This is a genomic window from Flindersiella endophytica (assembly GCF_054779015.1).
The window spans coordinates 111,460-132,821 of the sequence record NZ_BAAGYY010000003.1 but is presented as its reverse complement, the minus strand read 5'-3'; the positions used below and the strand labels follow the sequence as shown (position 1 = coordinate 132,821).

General features: G+C 69.6%; 18 protein-coding genes. 8 read left to right on the top strand and 10 right to left on the bottom strand.

Annotated features, from left to right (window positions below; translation table 11 throughout):
• Positions 1-178 precede the first annotated feature (178 nt).
• The 3 genes from ACYVF6_RS01925 to ACYVF6_RS01915 form a co-directional block, all read right to left on the bottom strand.
• A complete protein-coding gene (locus ACYVF6_RS01925; protein ID WP_460515038.1) occupies positions 179-1,717 on the bottom strand; it encodes a class I SAM-dependent methyltransferase in 1,539 nt (512 codons plus the stop codon).
• A gap of 294 nt (positions 1,718-2,011) precedes the next feature.
• On the bottom strand, positions 2,012-4,387 hold the full coding sequence (locus ACYVF6_RS01920; RefSeq protein ID WP_460515036.1) for a proton/sodium-translocating pyrophosphatase: 2,376 nt from the start codon (positions 4,385-4,387) through the stop codon (positions 2,012-2,014).
• 1,094 nt (positions 4,388-5,481) lie between these two features.
• Positions 5,482-5,817 carry an STAS domain-containing protein gene (locus ACYVF6_RS01915; protein ID WP_460515035.1) on the bottom strand — a complete coding sequence of 112 codons (336 nt, stop codon included), beginning with the start codon at positions 5,815-5,817 and terminating at the stop codon, positions 5,482-5,484.
• A 253-nt stretch (positions 5,818-6,070) separates the two neighbouring features.
• Between ACYVF6_RS01915 and ACYVF6_RS01910 the strand changes: the two genes are divergently transcribed.
• Entirely contained in the window at positions 6,071-8,413 is a 2,343-nt protein-coding gene (locus ACYVF6_RS01910) for a DEAD/DEAH box helicase (protein ID WP_460515182.1), read from the top strand.
• A 475-nt stretch (positions 8,414-8,888) separates the two neighbouring features.
• Positions 8,889-9,371, top strand: coding sequence for a hypothetical protein (locus ACYVF6_RS01905; protein ID WP_460515033.1), 483 nt, complete (start codon positions 8,889-8,891; stop codon positions 9,369-9,371).
• 106 nt (positions 9,372-9,477) lie between these two features.
• On the opposite strand, the gene ACYVF6_RS01900 is transcribed toward ACYVF6_RS01905, so the two are convergent.
• From ACYVF6_RS01900 to ssd, 7 genes are all read right to left on the bottom strand, one after another.
• Positions 9,478-9,849: a flp pilus-assembly TadE/G-like family protein gene (locus ACYVF6_RS01900; RefSeq protein WP_460515031.1), complete on the bottom strand. Its 372-nt coding sequence runs from the start codon at positions 9,847-9,849 to the stop codon at positions 9,478-9,480.
• The gene (locus tag ACYVF6_RS01895; protein ID WP_460515029.1) at positions 9,846-10,223 is read right to left on the bottom strand and encodes a TadE family type IV pilus minor pilin; all 378 of its coding nucleotides are present in this window, start codon (positions 10,221-10,223) and stop codon (positions 9,846-9,848) included. Before ACYVF6_RS01895 ends, ACYVF6_RS01900 begins: the two co-directional genes overlap by 4 nt.
• Positions 10,224-10,299: 76 nt before the next feature.
• Entirely contained in the window at positions 10,300-10,527 is a 228-nt protein-coding gene (locus tag ACYVF6_RS01890; protein WP_460515027.1) for a DUF4244 domain-containing protein, read from the bottom strand.
• 1,101 nt (positions 10,528-11,628) lie between these two features.
• A complete protein-coding gene (locus ACYVF6_RS01885) occupies positions 11,629-12,363 on the bottom strand; it encodes a type II secretion system F family protein (RefSeq protein ID WP_460515025.1) in 735 nt (244 codons plus the stop codon).
• The gene (locus ACYVF6_RS01880; RefSeq protein ID WP_460515023.1) at positions 12,360-13,154 is read right to left on the bottom strand and encodes a type II secretion system F family protein; all 795 of its coding nucleotides are present in this window, start codon (positions 13,152-13,154) and stop codon (positions 12,360-12,362) included. The genes ACYVF6_RS01885 and ACYVF6_RS01880 overlap by 4 nt, the downstream gene beginning before the upstream one ends.
• Positions 13,151-14,350, bottom strand: coding sequence for a TadA family conjugal transfer-associated ATPase (locus ACYVF6_RS01875; protein WP_460515021.1), 1,200 nt, complete (start codon positions 14,348-14,350; stop codon positions 13,151-13,153). The genes ACYVF6_RS01880 and ACYVF6_RS01875 overlap by 4 nt, the downstream gene beginning before the upstream one ends.
• Positions 14,351-14,654: 304 nt before the next feature.
• On the bottom strand, positions 14,655-15,758 hold the full coding sequence (gene ssd, locus ACYVF6_RS01870; RefSeq protein WP_460515019.1) for a CpaE-like family protein: 1,104 nt from the start codon (positions 15,756-15,758) through the stop codon (positions 14,655-14,657).
• 582 nt (positions 15,759-16,340) lie between these two features.
• Between ssd and ACYVF6_RS01865 the strand changes: the two genes are divergently transcribed.
• The 6 genes from ACYVF6_RS01865 to ACYVF6_RS01840 all read left to right on the top strand — a co-directional run bounded on the left by ACYVF6_RS01865 (position 16,341) and on the right by ACYVF6_RS01840 (position 21,339).
• Entirely contained in the window at positions 16,341-17,165 is an 825-nt protein-coding gene (locus tag ACYVF6_RS01865; protein WP_460515017.1) for an HAD family hydrolase, read from the top strand.
• 453 nt (positions 17,166-17,618) lie between these two features.
• Entirely contained in the window at positions 17,619-18,413 is a 795-nt protein-coding gene (locus tag ACYVF6_RS01860; protein ID WP_460515016.1) for a class I SAM-dependent methyltransferase, read from the top strand.
• Positions 18,414-18,482: 69 nt separating this feature from the next.
• Positions 18,483-19,127 carry an NUDIX hydrolase gene (locus ACYVF6_RS01855; RefSeq protein WP_460515014.1) on the top strand — a complete coding sequence of 215 codons (645 nt, stop codon included), beginning with the start codon at positions 18,483-18,485 and terminating at the stop codon, positions 19,125-19,127.
• 80 nt (positions 19,128-19,207) lie between these two features.
• The gene (locus tag ACYVF6_RS01850; protein WP_460515012.1) at positions 19,208-19,648 is read left to right on the top strand and encodes a MarR family winged helix-turn-helix transcriptional regulator; all 441 of its coding nucleotides are present in this window, start codon (positions 19,208-19,210) and stop codon (positions 19,646-19,648) included.
• A 13-nt stretch (positions 19,649-19,661) separates the two neighbouring features.
• The gene (locus tag ACYVF6_RS01845; RefSeq protein WP_460515010.1) at positions 19,662-20,462 is read left to right on the top strand and encodes a Rid family detoxifying hydrolase; all 801 of its coding nucleotides are present in this window, start codon (positions 19,662-19,664) and stop codon (positions 20,460-20,462) included.
• A 4-nt stretch (positions 20,463-20,466) separates the two neighbouring features.
• On the top strand, positions 20,467-21,339 hold the full coding sequence (locus ACYVF6_RS01840; protein WP_460515008.1) for a PhzF family phenazine biosynthesis protein: 873 nt from the start codon (positions 20,467-20,469) through the stop codon (positions 21,337-21,339).
• Positions 21,340-21,362: the final 23 nt, after the last annotated feature.

The following is a 21,362-nucleotide window of genomic DNA, read 5'->3' as shown; positions in this document are numbered from 1 at the left end:
CCGGCGGCTTGTAGGTGTGCGTGGGACCAGCAGAGCGCGAGGGTCATTTGGGCGCCGGCGTGGGTGTCGCTTTCGGATCGGGGTCGGGCTGGCAGGCCGTCACCGCGGCGAGCCCGGCGATCGTACCTGCGATCAGCAGCCTGCGTCGCTCCATGGAACTCAGTGTGACAAAAGCCGGTCAGCCCTGCAGGAGACGCTCCATCGAGCCCTCGCCGGGATCGGGTACCCGGAGGTAGCCCTCCAGGATCAGCTCGCGTACCCGCGGCAGCAGCCGTTCGCGCAGCTCGCCGGCGTCCTCCGTCAGCAGGTCGGACACCGCACCCACGATCTGCCCGACGGTCATCTCGCCGTCGCAGGCGCCGACGAAACCCGCCTCGGCGGTGTCCATCGTGGCGGCGCGGCGCAGGCCGCGGTACTGCCGCAGCACGATCCGGGACGGATGCCGCGCACCCGGCTCGCCGATCATCTCCTGCTCGATGCTCTCGCCGACGACCAGCTTGGTCTCCCACAGCGCGTCGTCGCCGTGGGCTCGCAGCCAGTCGACGTCTGCGAACCACTGCGCGATCGCGGGGCCGAGCGGCTGCTCGATCGCGTGCGGCCAGTCCTCGATGCGTACGACCGGCTTGCCCGACGTCTTGCGCAGGGTGATCCAGCCGAACCCGATCTGCTCGACGAGCTGCATGTCGAACCACTCGAGCCACTCCTCGTAGCGCTCGCGGTAGACCGGCGAGCCGTGCAGGCCGGCATCCTTCAGCCACAGCTCGATGTACTCGCCGGGGTCGGACACCTCGCGCTGCACGATCCACGCGTCGCAGCCGGAACGCAGCAGCCAGCCGCGCAGGCGGTCCTGCCACTGCTCACCGCGTACGTGCATCCAGTTGGCCAGCAGCTGGCAGACGCCGTTGTCGGCGAGATGCCGCGGCGCCTCCGTGACGAACCGGCGGACCAGCTCGTCGCCGCCCATGCCGCCGTCGCGGTAGATCAGCTCGCTGCGCGGCGAGATGACGAACGGCGGATTGGAGACGATCAGGTCGAACGTCTCGTCGCGTACCGGCTCGAACAGATGGCCGTTGCGCAGCTCGACCTTGACGTTGTTGAGCCGCGCGGTGAGGGCGGCCATCGCCAGCGCGCGGTCGTTGATGTCAGTGCCGACGACGGTCTCGGCATGCGCGGCGAGGTGGACGGCCTGGACGCCGCAGCCGGTGCCGAGGTCGAGCGCCTTGCCGACCTTGTCGCGCACCGTGAGCTGGGCGAGGGTGGTGGCGGCGCTGTTGAGACCGAGTACGTGGTCGGCCGGGACCGTGGCCTCGCCGCCGTCCATACCGGGCGTGAGGTCGGCGATCAGCCAGAGGTCCTGGTCGGCGTTTTCGGTGCCGCTGCTGCCGCTGCTGCCGTAGGGGCGGACGTCGACGAGGGCGATCACTTCGTTGCCGTACCGGTGCAGGATCTTGTGGTCGACCAGCGCCTCCAGCAGGTCGCGGCCGAACGCGTCCTCGACGCTGTGGACGTCGACCGGCGCTTGCAGCAGCCAGAGGCGGATCATCGTGGACAGCGCGCTGTTGTCGTCGGTGGCACGCAGGCCGAGGAACGTCTCGTTCCGGTGCAGTGCGGCGTGAGCGAGCGGACCGAGCCGCTTCCGCACACCGTCGACCGTGAACGTGGCCGCGAGCAGGCGCTCGCGGAGCAACTTCACCTCGCCGTCGGAAAGCTCGAACACCGGAGCCACGTTACTTTTCGAAGCTCACGTCGAACGCCGACGGGTCAGCGTTGCGGCCCTGGCGGCCGGCTGGTAGGACTCGGCGAATGCTTCGCATGTGTTCCTTTTCTGCTGCTCGCTGACGCGCTGGGTCTGCTGAACTCGTTTGCACCGGGCGACCATCGTAGAGAGAACCAGTGGCCTGGGCGCGTTGATGATCCACAGCCTGTGGACGCCGGAGTCCTTCTCGCAGAAACGCCGAGGTCCCGGCCGGTTGGCCGGGACCTCGGCGGTCGTTGCTATAGCGTGCTGGGCTCAGCCAACCTTGGCCGGCTCCGGGTCCGGAGTCTCGGCCGGAGTACCGCCGTCGGCGTCGTCGCCGATGACGATGGAGCGGCGCTTGGAGATCGCGACCGCGATCACGATGACCGCCGCCGCAACCGCGGCGATGACGTAGCGCCACGGCGACTCGGTGATCGTCATCTGCACGACCGCCGGAGCGATCAGCAGCGAGACGAGGTTCATCACCTTGATCAGCGGGTTGATGGCCGGGCCCGCGGTGTCCTTGAACGGGTCACCGACCGTGTCACCGATGATCGTCGCCTCGTGGGCGTCGGAGCCCTTGCCGCCGTGGTTGCCGTCCTCGACGAGCTTCTTGGCGTTGTCCCACGCACCACCGGAGTTCGCCAGCAGGATCGCCATCAGCGTGCCTGCCGCGATCGCGCCGGCGAGGTAGCCGGCGAGCGCGCCGGTGCCCAGGCCGAAGCCGACCGCGATCGGCGCGAGTGCCGCCAGCAGACCCGGCGTAGCCAGCTCACTGAGCGAGTCCCTGGTGCAGATGTCGACGACCTTGCCGTACTCCGGCTTGCCGCTGCCGTCCATGATCCCGGGGATCTCGCGGAACTGGCGGCGGACCTCGAAGACGACCGCGCCCGCTGCCCGGCCGACGGCGTTGACCGCGAGGCCGGAGAACAGGAACACGACCGCCGCACCGATCAGCAGGCCGACCAGAGTGTTCGGGCTGATGATCTGGTAGTCGAACGAGAGCTGGACCAGCTTGCTCGGCGCCTCGGCGCCCGCGGCCTGCAGCTTCTGGACCTGCTCGCTGAGCGTCGAGCTCACCGCGTCGGTGAACGAGCCGAACAGCGCCGTCGCGGCGAGTACGGCCGTCGCGATCGCGATGCCCTTGGTGACGGCCTTGGTGGTGTTGCCCACCGCGTCGAGCTCGGTCAGGATCTGCGCCGACTCGCCCTCGACGTCGCCGGACATCTCGGCGATGCCCTGCGCGTTGTCGGAGACCGGACCGAAGGTGTCCATGGCGACGATGACGCCGACCGTGGTCAGCAGGCCGCAACCCGCGAGCGCGATGCAGAACAGCGCCAGCACCGTCGAACCGCCGCCGAGCAGGAACGCGGCGTAGACCGCGCCACCGATCACCAGCGCGGTGTAGACCGCCGACTCCAGACCGATCGCGAAACCGGACAGGATGACCGTCGCCGGCCCCGTCAGGCTGGTCTTGCCGACGTCCTTGACCGGGCGGTGCTCCGTACCGGTGAAGTAGCCGGTCATCGTCAGGATGATCGCGGCCAGCACGATGCCGAGGATCACGGCGAGCGAAGCGATCAGACGCGGGTCACCCTGCAGGCCAGGCTCGCCCGCGCCACCGACGATCTCGGCGGACGCGCCGGTGAGGCCCTGGAAGTTGTCGGGCAGGTAGAGATAGGCCGCTGCCACACAGAGGACCGCTGAGAAGACCGCTGAGATGTAGAACGCGCGGTTGATCGTACGCAGGCCACCCTCGCCGGCGCGCGGACGCGTGATGTAGACACCGAGGACGGCGGTGAGCGCGCCGATCGCCGGGACGATCAGCGGGAAGACCAGGCCGAACGAGCCGAAGGCCGCCTTGCCGAGGATCAGGGCCGCGACCAGGGTCACGGCGTAGGACTCGAACAGGTCGGCCGCCATGCCGGCGCAGTCGCCAACGTTGTCGCCCACGTTGTCGGCGATCGTCGCGGCGTTGCGGGGGTCGTCCTCAGGGATGTTCTGCTCGACCTTGCCCACGAGGTCGGCGCCAACGTCGGCGGCCTTGGTGAAGATACCGCCGCCGACCCGCATGAACATGGCCAGCAGAGCGGCACCGAAGCCGAAGCCCTCCAGCACGCCGGGGGCGTCGCCGCGGTAGATCAGCACCACGACGCCGGCACCCAGCAGGCCGAGACCGACCGTCGCCATGCCGACCGTGCCACCCGTCCGGAACGCGATCTTCATGGCCGGGTCACGGCCAGTATCGCGAGCGGCGGCGGCCACGCGTACGTTCGCGCGGACGGCGAGCCACATGCCGAGGTATCCGATCAGCGCGGAGAAGCACGCACCGACGAGGAAGAAGATCGAACGGCCGATCCGGATCTCGGTGTCGCCTGGAAGGGCGAACAGCAGCACGAAGACACCGATGGCGAAGATGCCGAGGGTGCGGAACTGCCGGCTGAGGTACGCCGAGGCACCTTCCTGCACGCCGCGGGCGATCTCCTGCATGTTGTCGGTGCCCTGAGGCGCAGCGAGCACCTCGCCCCGATAGACGATGGCCATGACCAGCGCGGCGACGCCGATAGCCGCCACCGCCGCGACGTAACCGATGTTGGCACCGGTGAGTGTGACTAGGTCACCCGCCGCGGCGAGTGCGTACCCGGACATTCGTCCTCCTTGGCGGGGCATCGGTTGGGTGGCCCCGCGGTTGGCTTATGAGCTTTGTGTGAGCCTCGTAAGCAGCCCTCGACATGGAGGCGCGGCCATGGCACAGCCTGGGTAGGTCTGCGGGCCCGCCCCTCGAAAGCACGCTAACAACGACGCCACCGGCGGGAAACCGGTGGCGGGCCGGAGTCTAGCGCGTCGCCGCAGGTACGAGTGCACCCACCCGAACGCGACAGTGCTGTTGGGGAAACAGCGCGCTAACAAACCGCAGGTGGCGAGTGGCTCGCGAAGGGCTCGAAGATGGCTGGTTTCGTCTGGTTTTGGGTGAGTGGGAGCGCTCCTGCCCGGGCTGTGGAGGGTGGGTTGGCGGACGGCGGCGGGCGTCCGCCCGGCTGGCGGGCTGCCGGAAGTGGGCGATCGAGCCGAGAACGAGCCGTTTGGTGGTGGGAGGGCATGAAACGTCAGCCAAACCGGTACGGACCAGACCGGACCGTGCGGCCCATTAAGTATTGGCAACCGCCGTCGTTAGCGCGGAGGGGACGCCGCCTGGGTCGCCGGTTGATGGCCACAGACAGCCACAGCCGTTTGCCGATGAGCCGTTGGGCACTCCGCGAAGGCTGGAGACGCCAGATAGTCCCAAGGCGGGGCATGACGCTCCAGCCACCGCACATCGACGAGACAGCGCGACCGCACGGGAGCAGACCCGGAAGCGCAGCGCAGTAGAGGTCCATGCGAACCGCGGTCGAGGACCGTGCCCAACGCTCTGGCTTGCGGCGCCTCCGCCTCCAGCAGACAGCGCCGAACAACGTTCGCGCGGTGGGGCCGACGACCGTGCCCAACACCGGCGAGATCCGTGCCCACGCCAACCGCCCTGCTTGCGCACCGGTCGACGCCGGCGCACCGGCAGTCAACGCCCGTGTGCGGTGTGGGCGACAGCAAGCAGCGCTGGTCAGCAGCGCCGGTGAATGTGGGCATGCGGGTGCACGCGAAGTAGACGTCGGAGCGAGCGCTCAAGCGGCAGGGCGGCCCGCAGCTCCACTCGGGAGCTGGGGCGAGCCACCCGCAGCTGTGTGGCGCAGGCGCAGGTCGCGGGGCCGTCAGGCGGCCACGGCGTCCTGAACGCTGTCGTGGATCGGGAACACCTTGGTCAGGCCGGTGATCCGAAAGATCTTGAGCAACCGTTCCTGCGTACACACGATCTGCAGGCTGCCGTCGTGCGATCGCACGCGTTTCAGGCCACCGACCAGCACGCCGAGGCCGGTGGAGTCGAGGAAGTCGACGGCTTCCATGTCGACGACCAGGTTGTAGTGGCCGGCGTTGACGAGCTCGACCATCTTCTCCCGCAACCTTGGCGCGGTATAGACGTCGATCTCACCACCCACTTCGACGACCATGTGGTTGCCTTCGGAACGGTTCGAGAGCGAAAGGTCCACTGATTCCTCCAGCATGTCAGGCCGACCGAACATCGGCTTGCCGATCCCATCATCATCGAGTCGGCGAATCGATGCACGTGCGACCCCTAACTAGGTCACTCCTCGGACGTCCCGCCATTGGAACGCCGATGGGGGTGCCCAGTGGGACACTGTGGCCATGTCCTCCAGTGCGGCCCGGGTTCCCCGTGAGCGCACTGTATCGACATTGTCACAGAACGCTGCAACCGACGTCGCTTCTCCCGCGAGTCCACGCCTGGCGCCGTCCGATCTGCTGAGCCGACTGACCGCTACCGGACGCCGCGCGGAACGCATCACGCATGTGGAGCACGTCCCCGTCCGGACCGGCGAGACCTGCGACTGGCCGGCGTGGGTTCCCGGCACCGTCGTCCAACGGCTGGCCGCATGCGGTATCGGCTCGCCGTGGTCTCACCAGGTCGCGGCCGCGGAGCTGGTACGCGCCGGGCAGCACGTGGTGATCTCGACGGGCACGGCGTCCGGCAAGTCGCTCGGCTACCTCCTGCCGCTGTTCAGCCAGCTCGCCTCACACCGCTCCGTGACCGGCCGAGCGACCAAGCGCGGCAGTCCGACGGCGCTCTATCTCGCGCCGACCAAGGCACTCGCCGCCGACCAGCTGCGCGCGTTACACGAGTTCGACATCCCCGGCGTCCGCGCGACGACCTACGACGGCGACAGCACGTGGGAGGAGCGCGACTGGGCTCGCGCCCAGGCGTCGTACCTCCTCACCAACCCCGACATGCTGCACCGCACGCTGCTACCCGGGCATCGGCGCTGGAAGCACTTCCTCCAACGACTCTCCTACGTCGTGATCGACGAGTGCCACCACTACCGCGGCGTGTTCGGCTCGCACGTCGCCCAGGTGCTGCGACGGCTGCGACGGATCCTCGCGCACTACGACGCCGATCCTGTCTTCGTACTCGCCTCGGCAACGGTCTCCGACCCCGAAGTGTCGGCGCAGCGGCTGGTCGGGCTGCCGATGACCGCGGTCACCCAGGACCGTTCGCCGCACGGCGGCCTTGACTTCGCGCTATGGGAACCTCCTTTCACGAACTGGACTGGTGAGAACGGCGCGCCGGTACGTCGCAGCGCGATGTCCGAGACCGCCGACCTCCTGGCCGACCTGGTTGCCGACGGCGCGCGAACCGTCGCGTTCATCCGGTCACGGCGGGGCGCCGAGACCGTGTCGCTGCAGGCCCGCGACCACCTGGCAGCCGCCGCGCCCGAACTGACGGATCGGGTGGCGACCTACCGCGGCGGCTACCTGGCCGAGGAACGCCGCGCCCTCGAACAGGACCTGCAACGTGGCCGGCTGCTCGCCGTTGCCGCTACGAACGCCCTCGAGCTCGGCGTCGACATCGCCGGGCTCGACGCCGTCGTGATCGCCGGCTATCCGGGTACACGCGCCTCGCTCTGGCAGCAGGCCGGCCGCGCCGGGCGTGACGGCAAGGGCGCCCTCGCCGTCTTCGTCGCGCGCGACGACCCGCTCGACACCTATCTCGTACGGCACCCCGAAGCGCTGTTCGGGCCGCCGGTCGAGTCGACCGTGCTCGACCCGGACAACCCGTACGTCCTCGAGCCGCACGTGGCCGCGGCCGCCGCCGAGCTGCCGTTGTCCGACGCCGACGTCGAGCTGTTCGGACCGGCTGCGCCCGCCGCGGTCGAGGCGCTCACCAAACGCGGGCTGTTACGCAGGCGGGCACACGGCTGGTTCTGGACCCGGCGCGACCGGGCCACCGAACTGGCCGACATCCGCTCGATAGGTGGGCGCCAGGTGCGCGTGGTCGAGGTCGGTACGGGCCGGCTCCTCGGCACGGTCGACCCCTCTGCGTCGCACACGGCGGTGCACGACGGCGCTGTCTATCTGCACCAGGGCAGGACGTACATCGTCGACCGGCTCGACCTGGACGTTTGCGTGGCGTTCGTACAGTCGGCGACGCCCGATTTCACGACGACCGCTCGTGAGGTCACCTCGATCCGGGTGCTCGAGGTGGACCGTACTCAGGACTGGGGCGATGCGACCCTCTCTTTCGGCACGGTCGGGGTGACCGGGCAGGTGGTGGGCTACCTTCGGCGCGCGGTGGCCACTGGCAAGGTGATGGACGAGGTTCCGTTGGACCTCCCTTCTCGTTCGCTGGAAACGAAGGCGGTGTGGTGGACCGTCGACGACGCGCAGGTCGCGGCAGCCGGCCTGGACGAGGCCTCGGTTCCAGGAGCGGCTCACGCGGCCGAGCATGCGTCGATCGGACTCTTGCCGTTGTTCGCGACATGCGACCGCTGGGACATCGGTGGTGTATCGACGGCTCGGCACGCCGACACCGGCCGGGTGACGGTCTTTGTCTACGACGGGCATCCCGGTGGCGCGGGCTTCGCCGAGCGAGGCTATGCGCGGGCAGCTGAGTGGTTACGGGCCACGCGGGCTGCGATCGCGGCCTGCGAGTGTGTCGATGGGTGCCCGTCGTGTGTGCAGTCGCCGAAGTGCGGCAACGGGAACAACCCGCTCGACAAGGATGGCGCGATCCGCCTGCTGGACGTGCTGCTGGCGGGCGCGCCCGATCAGAGTGCCGGCGTGGAGGCCTGAGCGGGGCTTCTCGGTTGTGGTCAAGGGCGTTGGGGTGGTCATGGGGCAACTCTGTCTCGGTGGGGGTGGGGAGGCATCGGCCCAGGGTTTGACGTTGGAAGTCATACCGGGGTTTGAGGGGTTGGGGCGTGGGTGCTCAATGCCGAGGCCGAGCCGTTCGCGTAGGTGGATCCGTGATGGATTGGGCGCCGGCGGTACGGACGCCTGCGGGCCGGCGCGCTGGGTCGACGGACGGGTCGTAGGGCGGGAGCATCGGAACGACGTGAGTGGCTCTGCCGACCCGGCGCGGCGCGGGCGCGCCGTCCGCGAAGGCGTGTTGTGCGGGCTGGCCACAAAGCCGGATCGGCAGACAGAACACCCGGATCGCGGCACAGTTTGCTGAACATCATTTGGAGTGCGCCCAGCGGGCGGGGAATGAGTACATGGTGACGACGATCCGCTAGCCGGGCGTACAGCGGAAGAAATGAGGCTTGCCATGATCATCCTCGGTTTGGTTCTCGTCGGCCTCGCCGCGGCGGCGACCGCGGGCATGGTGATCGGCGGCGGCCAGCAGACGGCGGTCGAGATCGGTAGCTTGCGGGTGGAGACGACCACCTCCGGGTTCTTCCTGTTCGGGTTCGGGCTTGCGATCGCGCTGATAGGCGGATTGCAGCTCGTCGTTGTCGGGTTCAAGCACTGGCGGCGCCGGCGACAGGAGCTCGAGACGTTGCGGAGCAAGGCGCAGCCGACGAGCGCGCCGCCCGCCACTCAGCCGGAGCCCGCGGCCGTCGCCGAGCCGTCCGGCTCCGAGCATGCCGCCGAGGTGGAGCCATCGCCCGGTGCGGCTGGTGAGCCTCCGGCGATCGAAGGTGGACGGGCCGCCCGCGACCAGGGCGAGCCGGAGTCCGGGCGTGCGGCTACTGCTCCCGCGCAGGTGGGGACGACGCCGCCGGCCGTGCCGGATGAGGATCAGCGCTAGACCCTCATCCGGCGGCCGCCGGCCCGCTCGACCCGTCTCGATGACGCGGGCCGGCTGGTCAGGAAGCATGCGGGAGGCTTGTTCACCTGGATTTCTGTGGCTCTGATCAGAGTGGGAGGTCGTACTCGACCGCCGGCGGGCTGCTTCTGCCCGCGCGTGCACGCGACTTGAGTACGAAGACGTGGCCGAAGATCGGCTTCGTGCGTACCTCTGCCGTCACCTCGACTGTGGTGCCGTAGCCGGGTTGGTCAAGCGTCCGGCAGCTGACGAGCCGCGCTCGGTGGGCGGTCGCGATCGTTGCCGCACGTCCGCAGTCGGATGCGACAGCGGACAGCGCGGCCAGGTCGGCGGCGACGCCTGCGCGACGTTCGGCGGACATCACGAGGGTCAGGTTCGCGATCAGGCAGGTGGCGATGACGAGTATGCAGGCAATGGCGATCGTCCAGATGGTGCCGCTCCCACGTTCGGAGTCCTTCATGGCGGCGCCGGCGGTCGGGGCGGAGGCGCGGGCTCCTCGTCTGTCGGCGGCTCGACCACGACGACGGCTCTGCTCTCGAGTGACACGGCGGGCAGAGCGGAGAGGATCGGCCAGGGCGGACGGGCTTGAAGGCCGACGGTCGCGATAGCGAGATCCCCAACGACGTCGATCTGGATGCGTGCACCGGGAGGTGCGCTTCGGCTCGCTTCGGATCTGCTGGATGCCGCCGACTCGCCGCGCGCCATTGCGCGTGCTGCGTCTCGCGCGGCGTCCATGCAACGGGCTTGCCAACCGACGAGCGTGACCACCCACAACATGGCGAGCAGTACGACGACGAGAGAAGTCATCGAGATCGCTGTCTCGGCGGTGACCATTCCGCGTTGCGCGGTGGCGGGCGGAGCACGGCGGCGCTTCAGGCGACTGCTGAACATCTGATTTGCCCACCCCTTTCTAACTTGCCAGATTGAGCGCCGACTTGATGATGCTGAGGATCATCTTGTGAATGTCGTCGCTCGTGACGACTTTCATCAGCACCATGCCGAGGCTTGCCGCCGCGATGGTGCCGATGGCGTACTCGGCAGTGGCCATCCCCTCCTCGCCGGAAAGCGCCGACTTGAACCGGCGCTTGCGGGTCTGTTGGAGGACTTGTTGGCGCGCATCTTCTGTGTCTGTTGGCATGACGTCTCCTTCGGAGGCACCGGCTGCCGGCCGGGCGTGCGCCTGACCGCTTCAGGCGCACGGAAAGAGTTCCACCGAATTGCCGGGATTGGCGGGCGTGATTTCTGTTTGTGGATAACCCCGATTTGCGCCGAACTGTGGACAAAGAATGGTCATCTCGGTGGCGCGCTGGTCGATCGATGAGATGGCCGAACTGGGGACAACCGGTCGCTGAATCGACAAGAAGGAGAGTGTGCGGCAGCCGCGGCGGACGGGTGAAGCAGGGACAGCCGGCCGATACGCCGGACGCTCCCCACCGGCGTCATGCAGAGGCGGCGTCTACAAAGGCTGCGACGGCCGACCGGTCGGGCTGGCCAGGAGTTGACTAGCCAGCGATCCGCCGCGCGCTTCGCGCGACGGCTGGCGATGACGCATCGACAGCCAGATGACGCGATGGAGGTGAGGGGAGAAGTGGGTTTGGCACGGCGGCTGAGCTGACAGAGCCGAAAGACGATCGAGCCGAACCGATAGAGCTGGCAGACAGCCGAGCCAGGCCAAGCCCACAAAGCCAACATGCGGCGGCGGACCAGTATCCCGGCCCACGCTCAGACGCGACCGCGGGAGCGATGCCGCATCGACGGCCGCACAGGGCGAAGAAGATGAGGAGGGAAAGAGGGAGGAAGGAGTAGCGAGCTCGCCACGGCGGCTGAGCCGGGCCAAGCTGACAAGCCAGCAGACAGCTAAGCCGAGCCGACAGGCGGCAGAGCTGAGCTAGCAAGGCCAACACGGCGGCGAGAGGTCCGAGGACCCACGACGAGCACATCGGATCGCCAGTGAATGCGGGCGGGCGAGGCGGCGTGCTGGCCGATCTGCCCGCCAGGCCGGCACAACAGACAGAGGGCAACGTGGGTGCCGTGACGGCAACGAAGACCGGTTGGCCGGACGCGGGCGCCGGCGCACGACCGACTAGCGGGGCGGGGTGGCGTGCGGCACGCCGGGCCGGGCAGGCCGGGCACCAGACAGGCCGAGCACCAGGCAACACGAAATCTGGGCGAGTTGGGGTGTCAGGGGCAAGGGGCGACGGGGTTCAGGGGCGGCGCGGCGTCGGCGAAAGGACTGGTGTCATGGGAGGAGGCTGACGATGGAGCCTGCTACCACGGGGACGACGCCGATGAGGAGGAAGGCGGGGAGGAAGCAGAGGCCGAGGGGCAGGGCTGCCTTGACGCCGACGGCGCGGGCGCGGCGGTCGGCGTGGGAGCGGATGGTGCGGCGGGCATCGTTGGCGAGGTGGTCGAGGGTGTCGGCGAGTGGCGCGCCGGAGTCCCACGTGCGGATGAGGGCGCGGGCGAACGGGGCGAGGGCCGGCTCGTCGAGGAGGCGGGACCAGGCGATCTCGGGGCGCGCGCCAAGGCGGAGGGCTTCTGCCACCAGCGCCAGCTCTACGCCGAGGGGGCCGGGGAGGGCTTGGCCGATCAGTTCGACTGCTCGTTCTGGTGAGCGGCCGGCGCGGAGGCAGGCCGCGAGGAGACCTGCGGCGAGCGGGAGTTCTTCGACCAGACGTTCCCTGCGGATTCGGACCAGGCGGGGCTCCATGCGGAGCAGGGCGTACGCCGTCCCGATGGCGGCTGCGGATCCACCGATGATGCCGATGGCGCCGCCCAGGGTGGTGGCGACGGCAACGCCGGCGAAGGCACTGACCAGGAGCACCTTCCGGCGGCGGGCGGCTTCGGTCTCGGGAGGCTTCGGGGCGGCTGGAGGACGCCGGCTGAGGCGGCGCGCGCGGCCCACGGCGCCGCCGGTGGAGGTCCAGACCGCGATGGAGAGGATGACGAGGAACGCCGCGCCGGCTTCGTTCATCCGGTGTCCTCCGCGGATCGGGCCAGGCGTTCGACCCAGAGCAGGCCGGTTACGGCGAGGGCGGTTCCGGCAGCCAGGCAGGCCATGCCGGCCGGTGTGCCGAGCAGGAACCCGAGTGGGTTGGCGTCCATGCCGAAGCCGAGGCCTACGCCGGCGAGCGGGAGGGCGGCGAGTACGCGGGAGGTTGCCCGCGGCGCGGAGAGTTGCGCGGACACCTCGTCGCGGACGGACTGGGACTCGCGGAGCGTTGCGACGGTTCGGTCGAGCAGGGTGGCGAGGCTCGCCCCGCTGCGTTCGGCGACCAGCCAGGCCGCGGCGAGCGGACGTAGGGCTTCCTGGCCAGGCCCGCTGAACGTACGTAGGGCGCGCGGAACGTCGCCGCCGAGGGTGGCGGCGACCGCGGCTGGGGCCAGGCCGGCGAAGACGGCCGCTCCGGAGTCCAGCGCCTGGCTCGGCGAGCGGCCGGCGCGGAGCTCGGCGGCCATCAGTTCGCAGGCTTCGCACACCGCCGTACGCGCACCGGATTCGTGGGCGCGGCGGGTTCGGGCCTGGGCGATGCGTTTGTGCAGGAGCACACCGGCCAGCCAACCCACGAGCAGCAGAAGCGCGGCTGGGCCGAGCCAGGCTCCGGCCAGCAAACCGGCAAACGCCCCAGCGATCGCACGCTGGGCGCGGGACATCGCGGCCGGCCCGCCCAGACGCCTGGCCAGCAGGACGGCCGGTGGGTCGGGCAGGTAGACGAACACGCAGGCGGCGAGGAGGGCAGCTGCGAGTGGGACGTACGGGCTCACTGGCGCTCAGCTCGTTCCAGCAGCTGTCGTAGTCGCGGCATGCCGGGGCCCTCCTCGTTCGGAAAGCGGACGGCCTCGACGGCGGTGACCAGGCCGTCGGGGCACTGCTGGAGTACGCAGATCTGGGCGAGGCGACGGCGACCGTCGCGGCCGCGCGCGAGATGGATCACGGCGTCGACGGCGGCGGCGAGCTGACTGTGTACGGCTGGGCGGTTGAGGCCGGCGGCGACGCCGAGGGCTTCGATGCGGGCGGGTACTTCTGTTGCGGAGTTGGCGTGGAGGGTGCCGCAGCCGCCTTCGTGGCCTGTGTTCAGGGCGGCCAGGAGGCCTACGACTTCGGCGCCTCGGACCTCACCGACCACGAGCCGGTCGGGGCGCATGCGGAGCGCGTGGCGTACGAGCGTGTGGAGGGTGATCTCGCCGGCGCCTTCGAGGTTGGGCGGACGGGCTTCGAGATGGACGACGTGCGGGTGAGCGGGTGCGAGCTCGCTGGCGTCCTCGACGATGACGATGCGTTCGTCCACTGGGACAAGGGAGAGGAGCGCGGTGAGCAAGGTGGTCTTGCCGCTGCCGGTGCCGCCGGTGACGAGGAACGCGAGGCGGGCGCGGATCATCCTGGCGATCAGGTCGGCGCCTTCGCTTGGCAGGGAGTCGGCGGCGACGAGCTCAGCGAGGGTGAAGACGCGGCGGGCGGAAAGGCGCAGCGAGATGCAGGTGCCGCGGGTGGAGACCGGCGCGAGGACCGCGTGGAGGCGGGTGCCGGCGGGCAGGCGGGCGTCGACGTACGGAGTGGCGTCGTCGAGGCGGCGGCCGGCGGAGGTGGCGAGGCGTTGGGCGAGGCGGCGGACGCTGTGGTCGTCGGGGAAGCGGGCGTCGACGCGTTCGAGGCCGTTGCCGCGGTCGATCCAGACCTGGTTGGGGCCGTGGACGAGTACGTCGGTGACGCCGGGGAGGGCGAGGTAAGGCTCGAGTGGGCCGGCGCCGACGAGCTCGCGGTGGATGGTGTCGGCGGCGTTGAGGACGGCGGTGTCGCCGAGCAGGCCGGACTCGGCGTGGATGGCGGCGGCGACCTGGGCGGTGGTGGGTTCGCTGGGGACGAGAGCGAGGGCGGTACGGGCTGAGGGTTGGTGGGCGCGGACGTGTTCGTTGGCGAGCGCCAGGCGAACGCGGTCGGCGAGGGCATCAGGGATGGCCATGGTGACTCCTGGGGCGAGGTGTGGCTGGTCGATGGCGATGGCTGAAGGCCGGCGACGGTGGATGGGCGCGGCGGAACAGTCGGGCTTCATGCGGCTTGGTGGGTGGGGAGGTTGAGGTCGGTCGGGAACTGGCGGGACCAGCGGGCTGCGAGGGCTGGGGGCGGCCGCGGTCCGAGGTTTGGGCGAGGTGGCGTTCGGGTGGGAGGGAGCCGGCCAGGAAAGGGCGAAGGTCTTGGCGATTCGACAGGAGGGTGAGGCCGGCTCGGGCGGGCTCGCCGGTGGTGGAGGCGACGGCGGACGGGAGTCAGGCGGCTTGGTGGGTGGGGAGGTTGAGGTCGGTCAGGAACTGGCGGCACCAGCGGGCCAGCGGGCTACGGGGACTGTGGGCCGGGAGGCGCCCGCGGTCCAAGGTTTGGGCGAGGTGGCGTTCGGGTGGGAGGGAACCCGCCAGGGGAAGGGCGAGGGTTTCGGCGATCGACAGGGCGGTGAGGCCGGCTGGGGCGGGGCCGCGGACGAGGAGGCGGAGGTCGGGGACGCGAGGGGTGAGGGTGGCGGCGACGCCGGCGGCGGCTGTGACGGCGCGGACTTCGGCGGGGACGACGAGGAGAGCGAGGGTGCAGAGGTCGAGCGCGGCCTCGGCCGCCTCGTCGAGGTGGCGGGGGAGGTCGACGACTACGAGGTCGCCCAGGCGGCAGGCCGCTCCCAGGACGGCGCGCATCGCGGGCGGTGGGAGGGGGTGAGGGTCGCCGCGGGGGCAGGAGAGGAGGTGGAGGCCGCTCACGACGGGGAGTGCGGAACCGAGGGCGGATGCCGACACTCGGCCGTCGGCGGTGGCGAGGTCGGGCCAGCGGACGCCTTCGCAGTCTTCGGCGCCCAGCAAGGCGTCGAGGCCGCCGCCGAGGCGGTCGGCGTCGATCAGGGTGCAGCGCAGGCGGAGCTTCACCGCCGCCAGTGCGAGGGCGACCGCCAGCACCGACGCGCCCGCTCCCCCGCGGCCGCCGACGACTCCTATGACGAGAGCTTCGGCGCGGCCGCCGCCGGCCGCGGAGGCGGCGATGAGCTCGGACAGGTGGGGTTCCTGCTCGGGCAGCAACACGACCTCGTCGACACCGAGGCGTACGGCGCCGGGCCAGTCGAACGCGGCACCGTCGTTGTGGCCGACCAGAACCACGCCGCGGCGCCTGGGCGGAGCCGATCGCAGCATCGACGCCGTGACGTCGGCGCCCACCAGCACCAGCGGCGCTCGCGGCCAGGCAGGCCGCGCACCACCGACATCGGCCGCGACGTCGAGTGCCATGCCGCAGGCGGCCGCCAGGCGGATCACGTCGTCGAGCACGCGGTCGTCGGCGGTGACGAGAAGTGGACGCCCGACTTCCTGCGCCGGTGTCGGCGTTGGCGTGGCGGCCATGGTTCCTCCAGCAGGGAAAGGCAAAAGGCATCGGATGCGCGGGAAACGCCACCCGAATGAGATCCGGTCGAATCAAACGATGACGGATCTACGGAGAATCCAGGGAAATGCCTTGATTTCTGTGGAAAACGCCGACCTGTGGAAGAAAAGTGACCGCCAGGAACAGCGACGAGCCGGCAGAGGCAGGACAGGCAACAGCCCCCGCCGGGGGGAGAGCGGGGGCTGTTCCTGGTCTCGGTACGTGCTAGCACCGGACCGGCACCAGCGGCGGGGGATGCCGCTTACCACCAAGTTCCCTTCGAGGACACGCTCAAACAACCTCGGAGAACCGCTGAATCAAGTGTTACCCACAGTTCCACCATTCGCCAAAGGCGCCGACCGGCAGCCGGCTTGCGAGCGTTCGCAAAGCGCCCATTCACCCGCCAAAGCACAGCAGATCCACAGCCACACCCGGCCGGCCCGCGTCGCCCCGCCCGAAATCCGCCCACAACTCGGTATTGACACCACTACCAACCGCCGGGAGTGGCCAGAAACATGGCTTGCGACGGCAGATGTGCGGCACGTGCCTCTATGCTCGTAACGATGGACCGCACCTCCGATGTCGCAGGCTCGCGCACCGCCGCCTTCTTCGACCTCGACAAGACCGTGATCGCGAGCTCGAGCATGCTCGCGTTCAGCCGGCAGTTCTACAACGCCGGCCTGCTCTGCCGGGCCGATGTGCTCCGTTCGGCGTACGCGCGCGGCATCTACCTCCTCTCCGGTGCGGACCACGCCCGGATGGAACGCCTGCGTGCGGAGCTGTCCGCGCTGGTCACAGGCTGGCACGTCCAGACGGTCCGCGACATCGTCGCCGAGTCGCTGCACAGGGTCGTCGAGCCGCTGATCTACGGCGAGGCGCGCGAGTTGATCACCTGGCATCGCGACCAGGGCCACGACATCGTGCTGGTCTCCTCCGCCGGGGCCGACGTCGCCGAGCCGGTCGGCCGGTTCCTCGGCTTCGATCGGGTCATCTCGACGCGAATGCTCATAGAGGACGGCTGCTACACCGGCGAGATCGAGTTCTACGCCTACGCCGACCACAAGGTCACGGCGATCGAGGAACTCGCGGCCGAACGCGGCTACGACCTCAACCAGGCTTACGGATACTCCGACTCGATCACCGACCTTCCCCTGCTGAAGGCGGTCGGGCGCCCGCACGTCGTCAACCCGGATCGTGCACTGCGGCGAATCGCCGCCGAGCAAGCCTGGCCGGTTCTGGAGTTCCGCCGGAACAACCGCATCGGAAACGGCCCACTGCTGAAGGAAATGGTGCACGCCTCACGTTCGGGCGCGAGCCTTGCGGTCGCGGGCGTCGTCGTCGCGGGCCTGGTGTGGGCAGGACGGCGCAGAGCGCGCAGACAGGGATGAAGTATCTACCCATCTCACCTGCACCAAAACCCGCGACAATACCTTGTTTGCAAGGCCCTTTGACCTGGCCAAAGGGCCTGCCGAATTAGTGAGTAAAAACCTCGGCCGAGGTCTTCACAGAGGCCGACTCGGCGGCGTAGAAAGGAAGTGCGTCCTGCGGAGATCTCACAGATTTTCACCCGTCGAAAGGCGCAGCTTCGGACCTCCGCAGACGTGCACGGCAGCCGGGCACCCACGCGGCGACCAGCCCATCCTTGAGGGCAGTCGGACCCAGGCTTGACCTAGGCCGACATTCACCGAGGTGCACGCCTGGTAACCCGGATCTGACGTGCAGAGGAGACGGCGCTCTCAGCGGTTGGGGGGCGCCGTCCTCTTTCTCCGGGTGCCCGTTTCCGGCATCTCGGCACGTCGTTAGCTGGCTTGCGGACGCAGTCGCGTAGCATCAGGCCACACATGGACGACGCGGTACGACGGGCGCGGGGCCGGTCCTTCGGGTCCGTTGCCGACGTCAACGACAGCAACCGGCCGGGTTACCCGCTCGACGCCGTGCGCTGGATGCTGGGCGCCGAGCTTGCGCCACCCGAGATCTCAGGCGAGGACGCACCGCGTGCCGAGCCTTCCACCGTCGTCGAGCTCGCTGCCGGCACGGGCCGGCTCACCCGGCTGCTGGTCGACGACGGCCACTGGGTGGTCGCGCTCGAGCCGTCCCGTCCGCTGGTCGCGAAGCTGGCGCGCTACGTCCGCGCGGCCATGCCGGTGCAGGCCGAAGCCGAGGCGATCCCGCTGGGTACGGGTGCCGCCGACGCCGTGGTCGTCGCGCAGGCCTTCCACTGGTTCGACATCGAGCGCGCGTTACGTGAGATCGCCCGGGTCCTGCGCCGGGGTGGCGTGCTCGGCCTGGTCTGGAACCGCCGTGACGAGTCGGTGCCGTGGGTACGCCACCTGTCGTCCCTGTTGTCGGCTGATGATCAGTTCGACGAGCTGTGGATTCAGGAGCTGATCGACGGGCTCGAGCTGTCCCGGGCGTACCTCGACGTCGAGTACCAGCGTTTCCGCATGTGGCAGCGGCTCGACCGGGCGGCGCTGCTCCACCTGGTGGCCTCGCGGCCGTACGTCGCGACGCTCTCGGCCGAGGAGCGCAAGGGCGTCCTGGAGCGGGTCGGCTGGCTGTACGACGCGACCGCGACCCAGCCGGACGGGCTGATCATGCCCTACTCCAGCATCTGCTACCGCGTACGCAGAGCCTGACGCCCACGAGCAGGTGGACGCCAGAGCGCGTTGACCCGCCGGCAACCTTCGGCTGCAAGACTCGGTCGCATGACTTCGGACTCGGGCAAGCGGCTGCACGCGATCGGTGTGGAGCTCGCGGCGATGGCACAGAACGGCCTGACGTACTCCACCGATCACTACGACCTCGATCGCTACCAGCGGATGCGTGAGATCTCCGCGGAGATCCTCACGATCCTCGGCGGCGGCGATCCGGTGGAGTACACCGAGGCGATGAGCGCCGAGCGGGGTCATGCCACGCCCAAGGTCGACGTCCGCGGCGCGCTGTTCGACGACCAGGAGCGCGTACTGCTGGTCCGCGAGGCCCGCGACGGGCGCTGGACCCTGCCCGGCGGCTGGGCCGACGCGCTCGACGCTCCTTCGGAGGCCGCGGCCAGAGAGGTACGTGAGGAGGCCGGCCTGAACGTCGAGGTCGTCAAGCTCGCGCTCGTCCACGACGGCTCGAAGCACAACGGCCACGCCGGATCACCGTGGCACGTCTACAAGCACCTCTTCCTGCTCCAGGCCCAGGACGACGCCGAGCCCACCGCCGGACTGGACGGCGAGACGACCGACGTCGGCTACTTCTCGCTGGACGACCTGCCGGAGCTTTCGACCGGCCGCTGCACGGAGGAGCAACTGCGAGCGTTGCTACGACACCACCGCGAGCCCACGCTGCCGACCGAGTTCGACTGAGTTCGACTGAGTTCGACTGACCTCATCGCGCCCGAACGACGGCTTGCCGATCAGCAATACGTGTATATACACTCATTGCCGTGGAACCGGTGAACAGCAAGTGCGTCTGCACGACTCTGCGGATGGCGACCCGCGCCGTCAACCGCCTGTACGACCGCGCGCTCGCGCCCGTCGGCCTGCGGCAGACCGCGTACAGCATCCTGTCCCGCCTGGCCGAGGAGGGCCCGCTGTCGATCAGCGAGCTCGCCGCCCGGCTGGCGATGGAGCGCACGACCTGCACGCGCGAGGTCACCCCGCTGGTCGACGCGGGCCTGGTCGAGCTGACGGTCGGCTCTGGCGACCGGCGGCGCCGCCAGCTCCAGCTGACCGCGGCAGGCCTCCGCAAGCGACAGGCCGCGCTGCCGCACTGGAAGCGCGTACAGGAGCAAGTCGCGGCCGAGCTCGGCGACGAGGAGCTCACCGACCTGCTCGCCCGCGTACATCGGCTCCGCGAAGGCACCGACCAGTTGCTCAACGCCTGACAAGGAGAGCACCATGCCGTTCGTTCGCATCTCGCTGAACCAGGCGAACGCCAGCGATCCCCGCGCCATTGGCGACAACGTTCACCGCGCCCTCGTGGAAGCCCTCGGCATCCCGGCGGACGACCACTTCCAGGTGATCAGCCGACATGCCGCGGACGAGATCATCTACGACCCGGCGTTCCTCGGCGTCCAGCGCAGCGACGGGATCGTCTTCATCGAGATCACGCTCGCCGCCGGCCGGACCGTCGAGCAGAAGAAGGCACTGTACGCGCGGATCGCCGAGTTGCTCTCGAGCGAGTGCGGAGTCCGGCCGGGCGACATCTTCGTCACGCTGGCGGAGACCGCCATGGAGAACTTCTCCTTCGGCGACGGCAGGGCGCAGTACGCCGATCGCGTACCTCCGCACCTCGCCAAGCCAAAGCCGACAGAGCCGACACCCCGTGACGCGATCAGCAGCGACCAGCTCGCGCCACCGGTCGGTCCGTTCTCGCTCGGTGTGCGCGGCCCCACGGGTGTGCTCTACCTCAGCGGCCAGGTCGCCCAGGATCCCGCGACCGGCAAGCTGGTCGAAGGCGACGTCGCCGTCCAGGCCGACCAGATCCTGCGCAACGTCGGCACCGCGCTGGCCGCGGCGGGCAAGACGTTCGACGACGTGATCCGGGTCGGTGTCTACCTCGCCGACATGGACGACTTCGGCGAGCTGAACGAGGTCTACGCAAGGTACTTCACGGCACCGCATCCGGCGCGGACCGCGATCGGTGTGGCCGCGCTCCCCCTCGGCGCGACCGTCGAGATGGACGTATTGGTGGGCTGATCCGATGAGCTACGACTTCACCCTGATCGACGTGTTCAGCGAGCGGCCGTTCGGCGGCAACCAGCTCGCGGTGTTCCCGGACGCGACCGGCATCGACGAACCGACGATGCAGCGGCTCGCCAGAGAGTTCAACTTCTCCGAGACGACGTTCGTGCTGCCGCCGAGCGACCCGGGCACGTATACGCACAGAGTGCGGATCTTCACGCCACAACAGGAGCTCCCGTTCGCCGGCCATCCGACGATCGGAACGGCCGCCGTACTCACGCAGCTCACAACACAGCAGCGGTTCGTGTTCGAGGAAGGCATCGGGCCGGTACGCGTCGAGGCGGACGGTCCGGCGATCCGGCTCTGTCTCGAGGAGCCGGCCTGCGAGCTCGCCGCCGAGACGCCGCCGGACAGTGCGATCGCCAAGGCGCTCGGCCTGCCGGCAGACGCGATCGCCGAAAGCTGGTACGCCGGCGTCGGCTTCCGTTTCTGCCTCGTCCGCCTGCACTCGAAGGAGCTGGTCGACCGCGCGACGCTGGACAAGACCGCGTGGGAGGCCGGCGTCGCCGACTGCTGGTCGCCGCACCTGTACGTGTACGCCGGCGCCCAGAACGACGTGCACGCACGGTTCTTCGCGCCCGCGTTCGGCATCGACGAGGACCCTGCGACGGGTTCGGGCTGCGCGACGTTGCTCGCGAGCCGCGCCGGGCGAGCGCCTGAGCCGGACGGCACGTACACCGTCCGGATCACCCAGGGCGTGGCGATGGGTCGCCCGAGCGTCCTGGAAGGCGCCGCCACCAAACGAAACGAGCGAGTCACCGAGGTCGTCGTCGGCGGCCGGACAGCCATCCTCGGCAGCGGGTCCCTGCGACTGCCCTGGCCTCGGGGCTAGGGGGTGTCCTGTAAGTGTCGGCG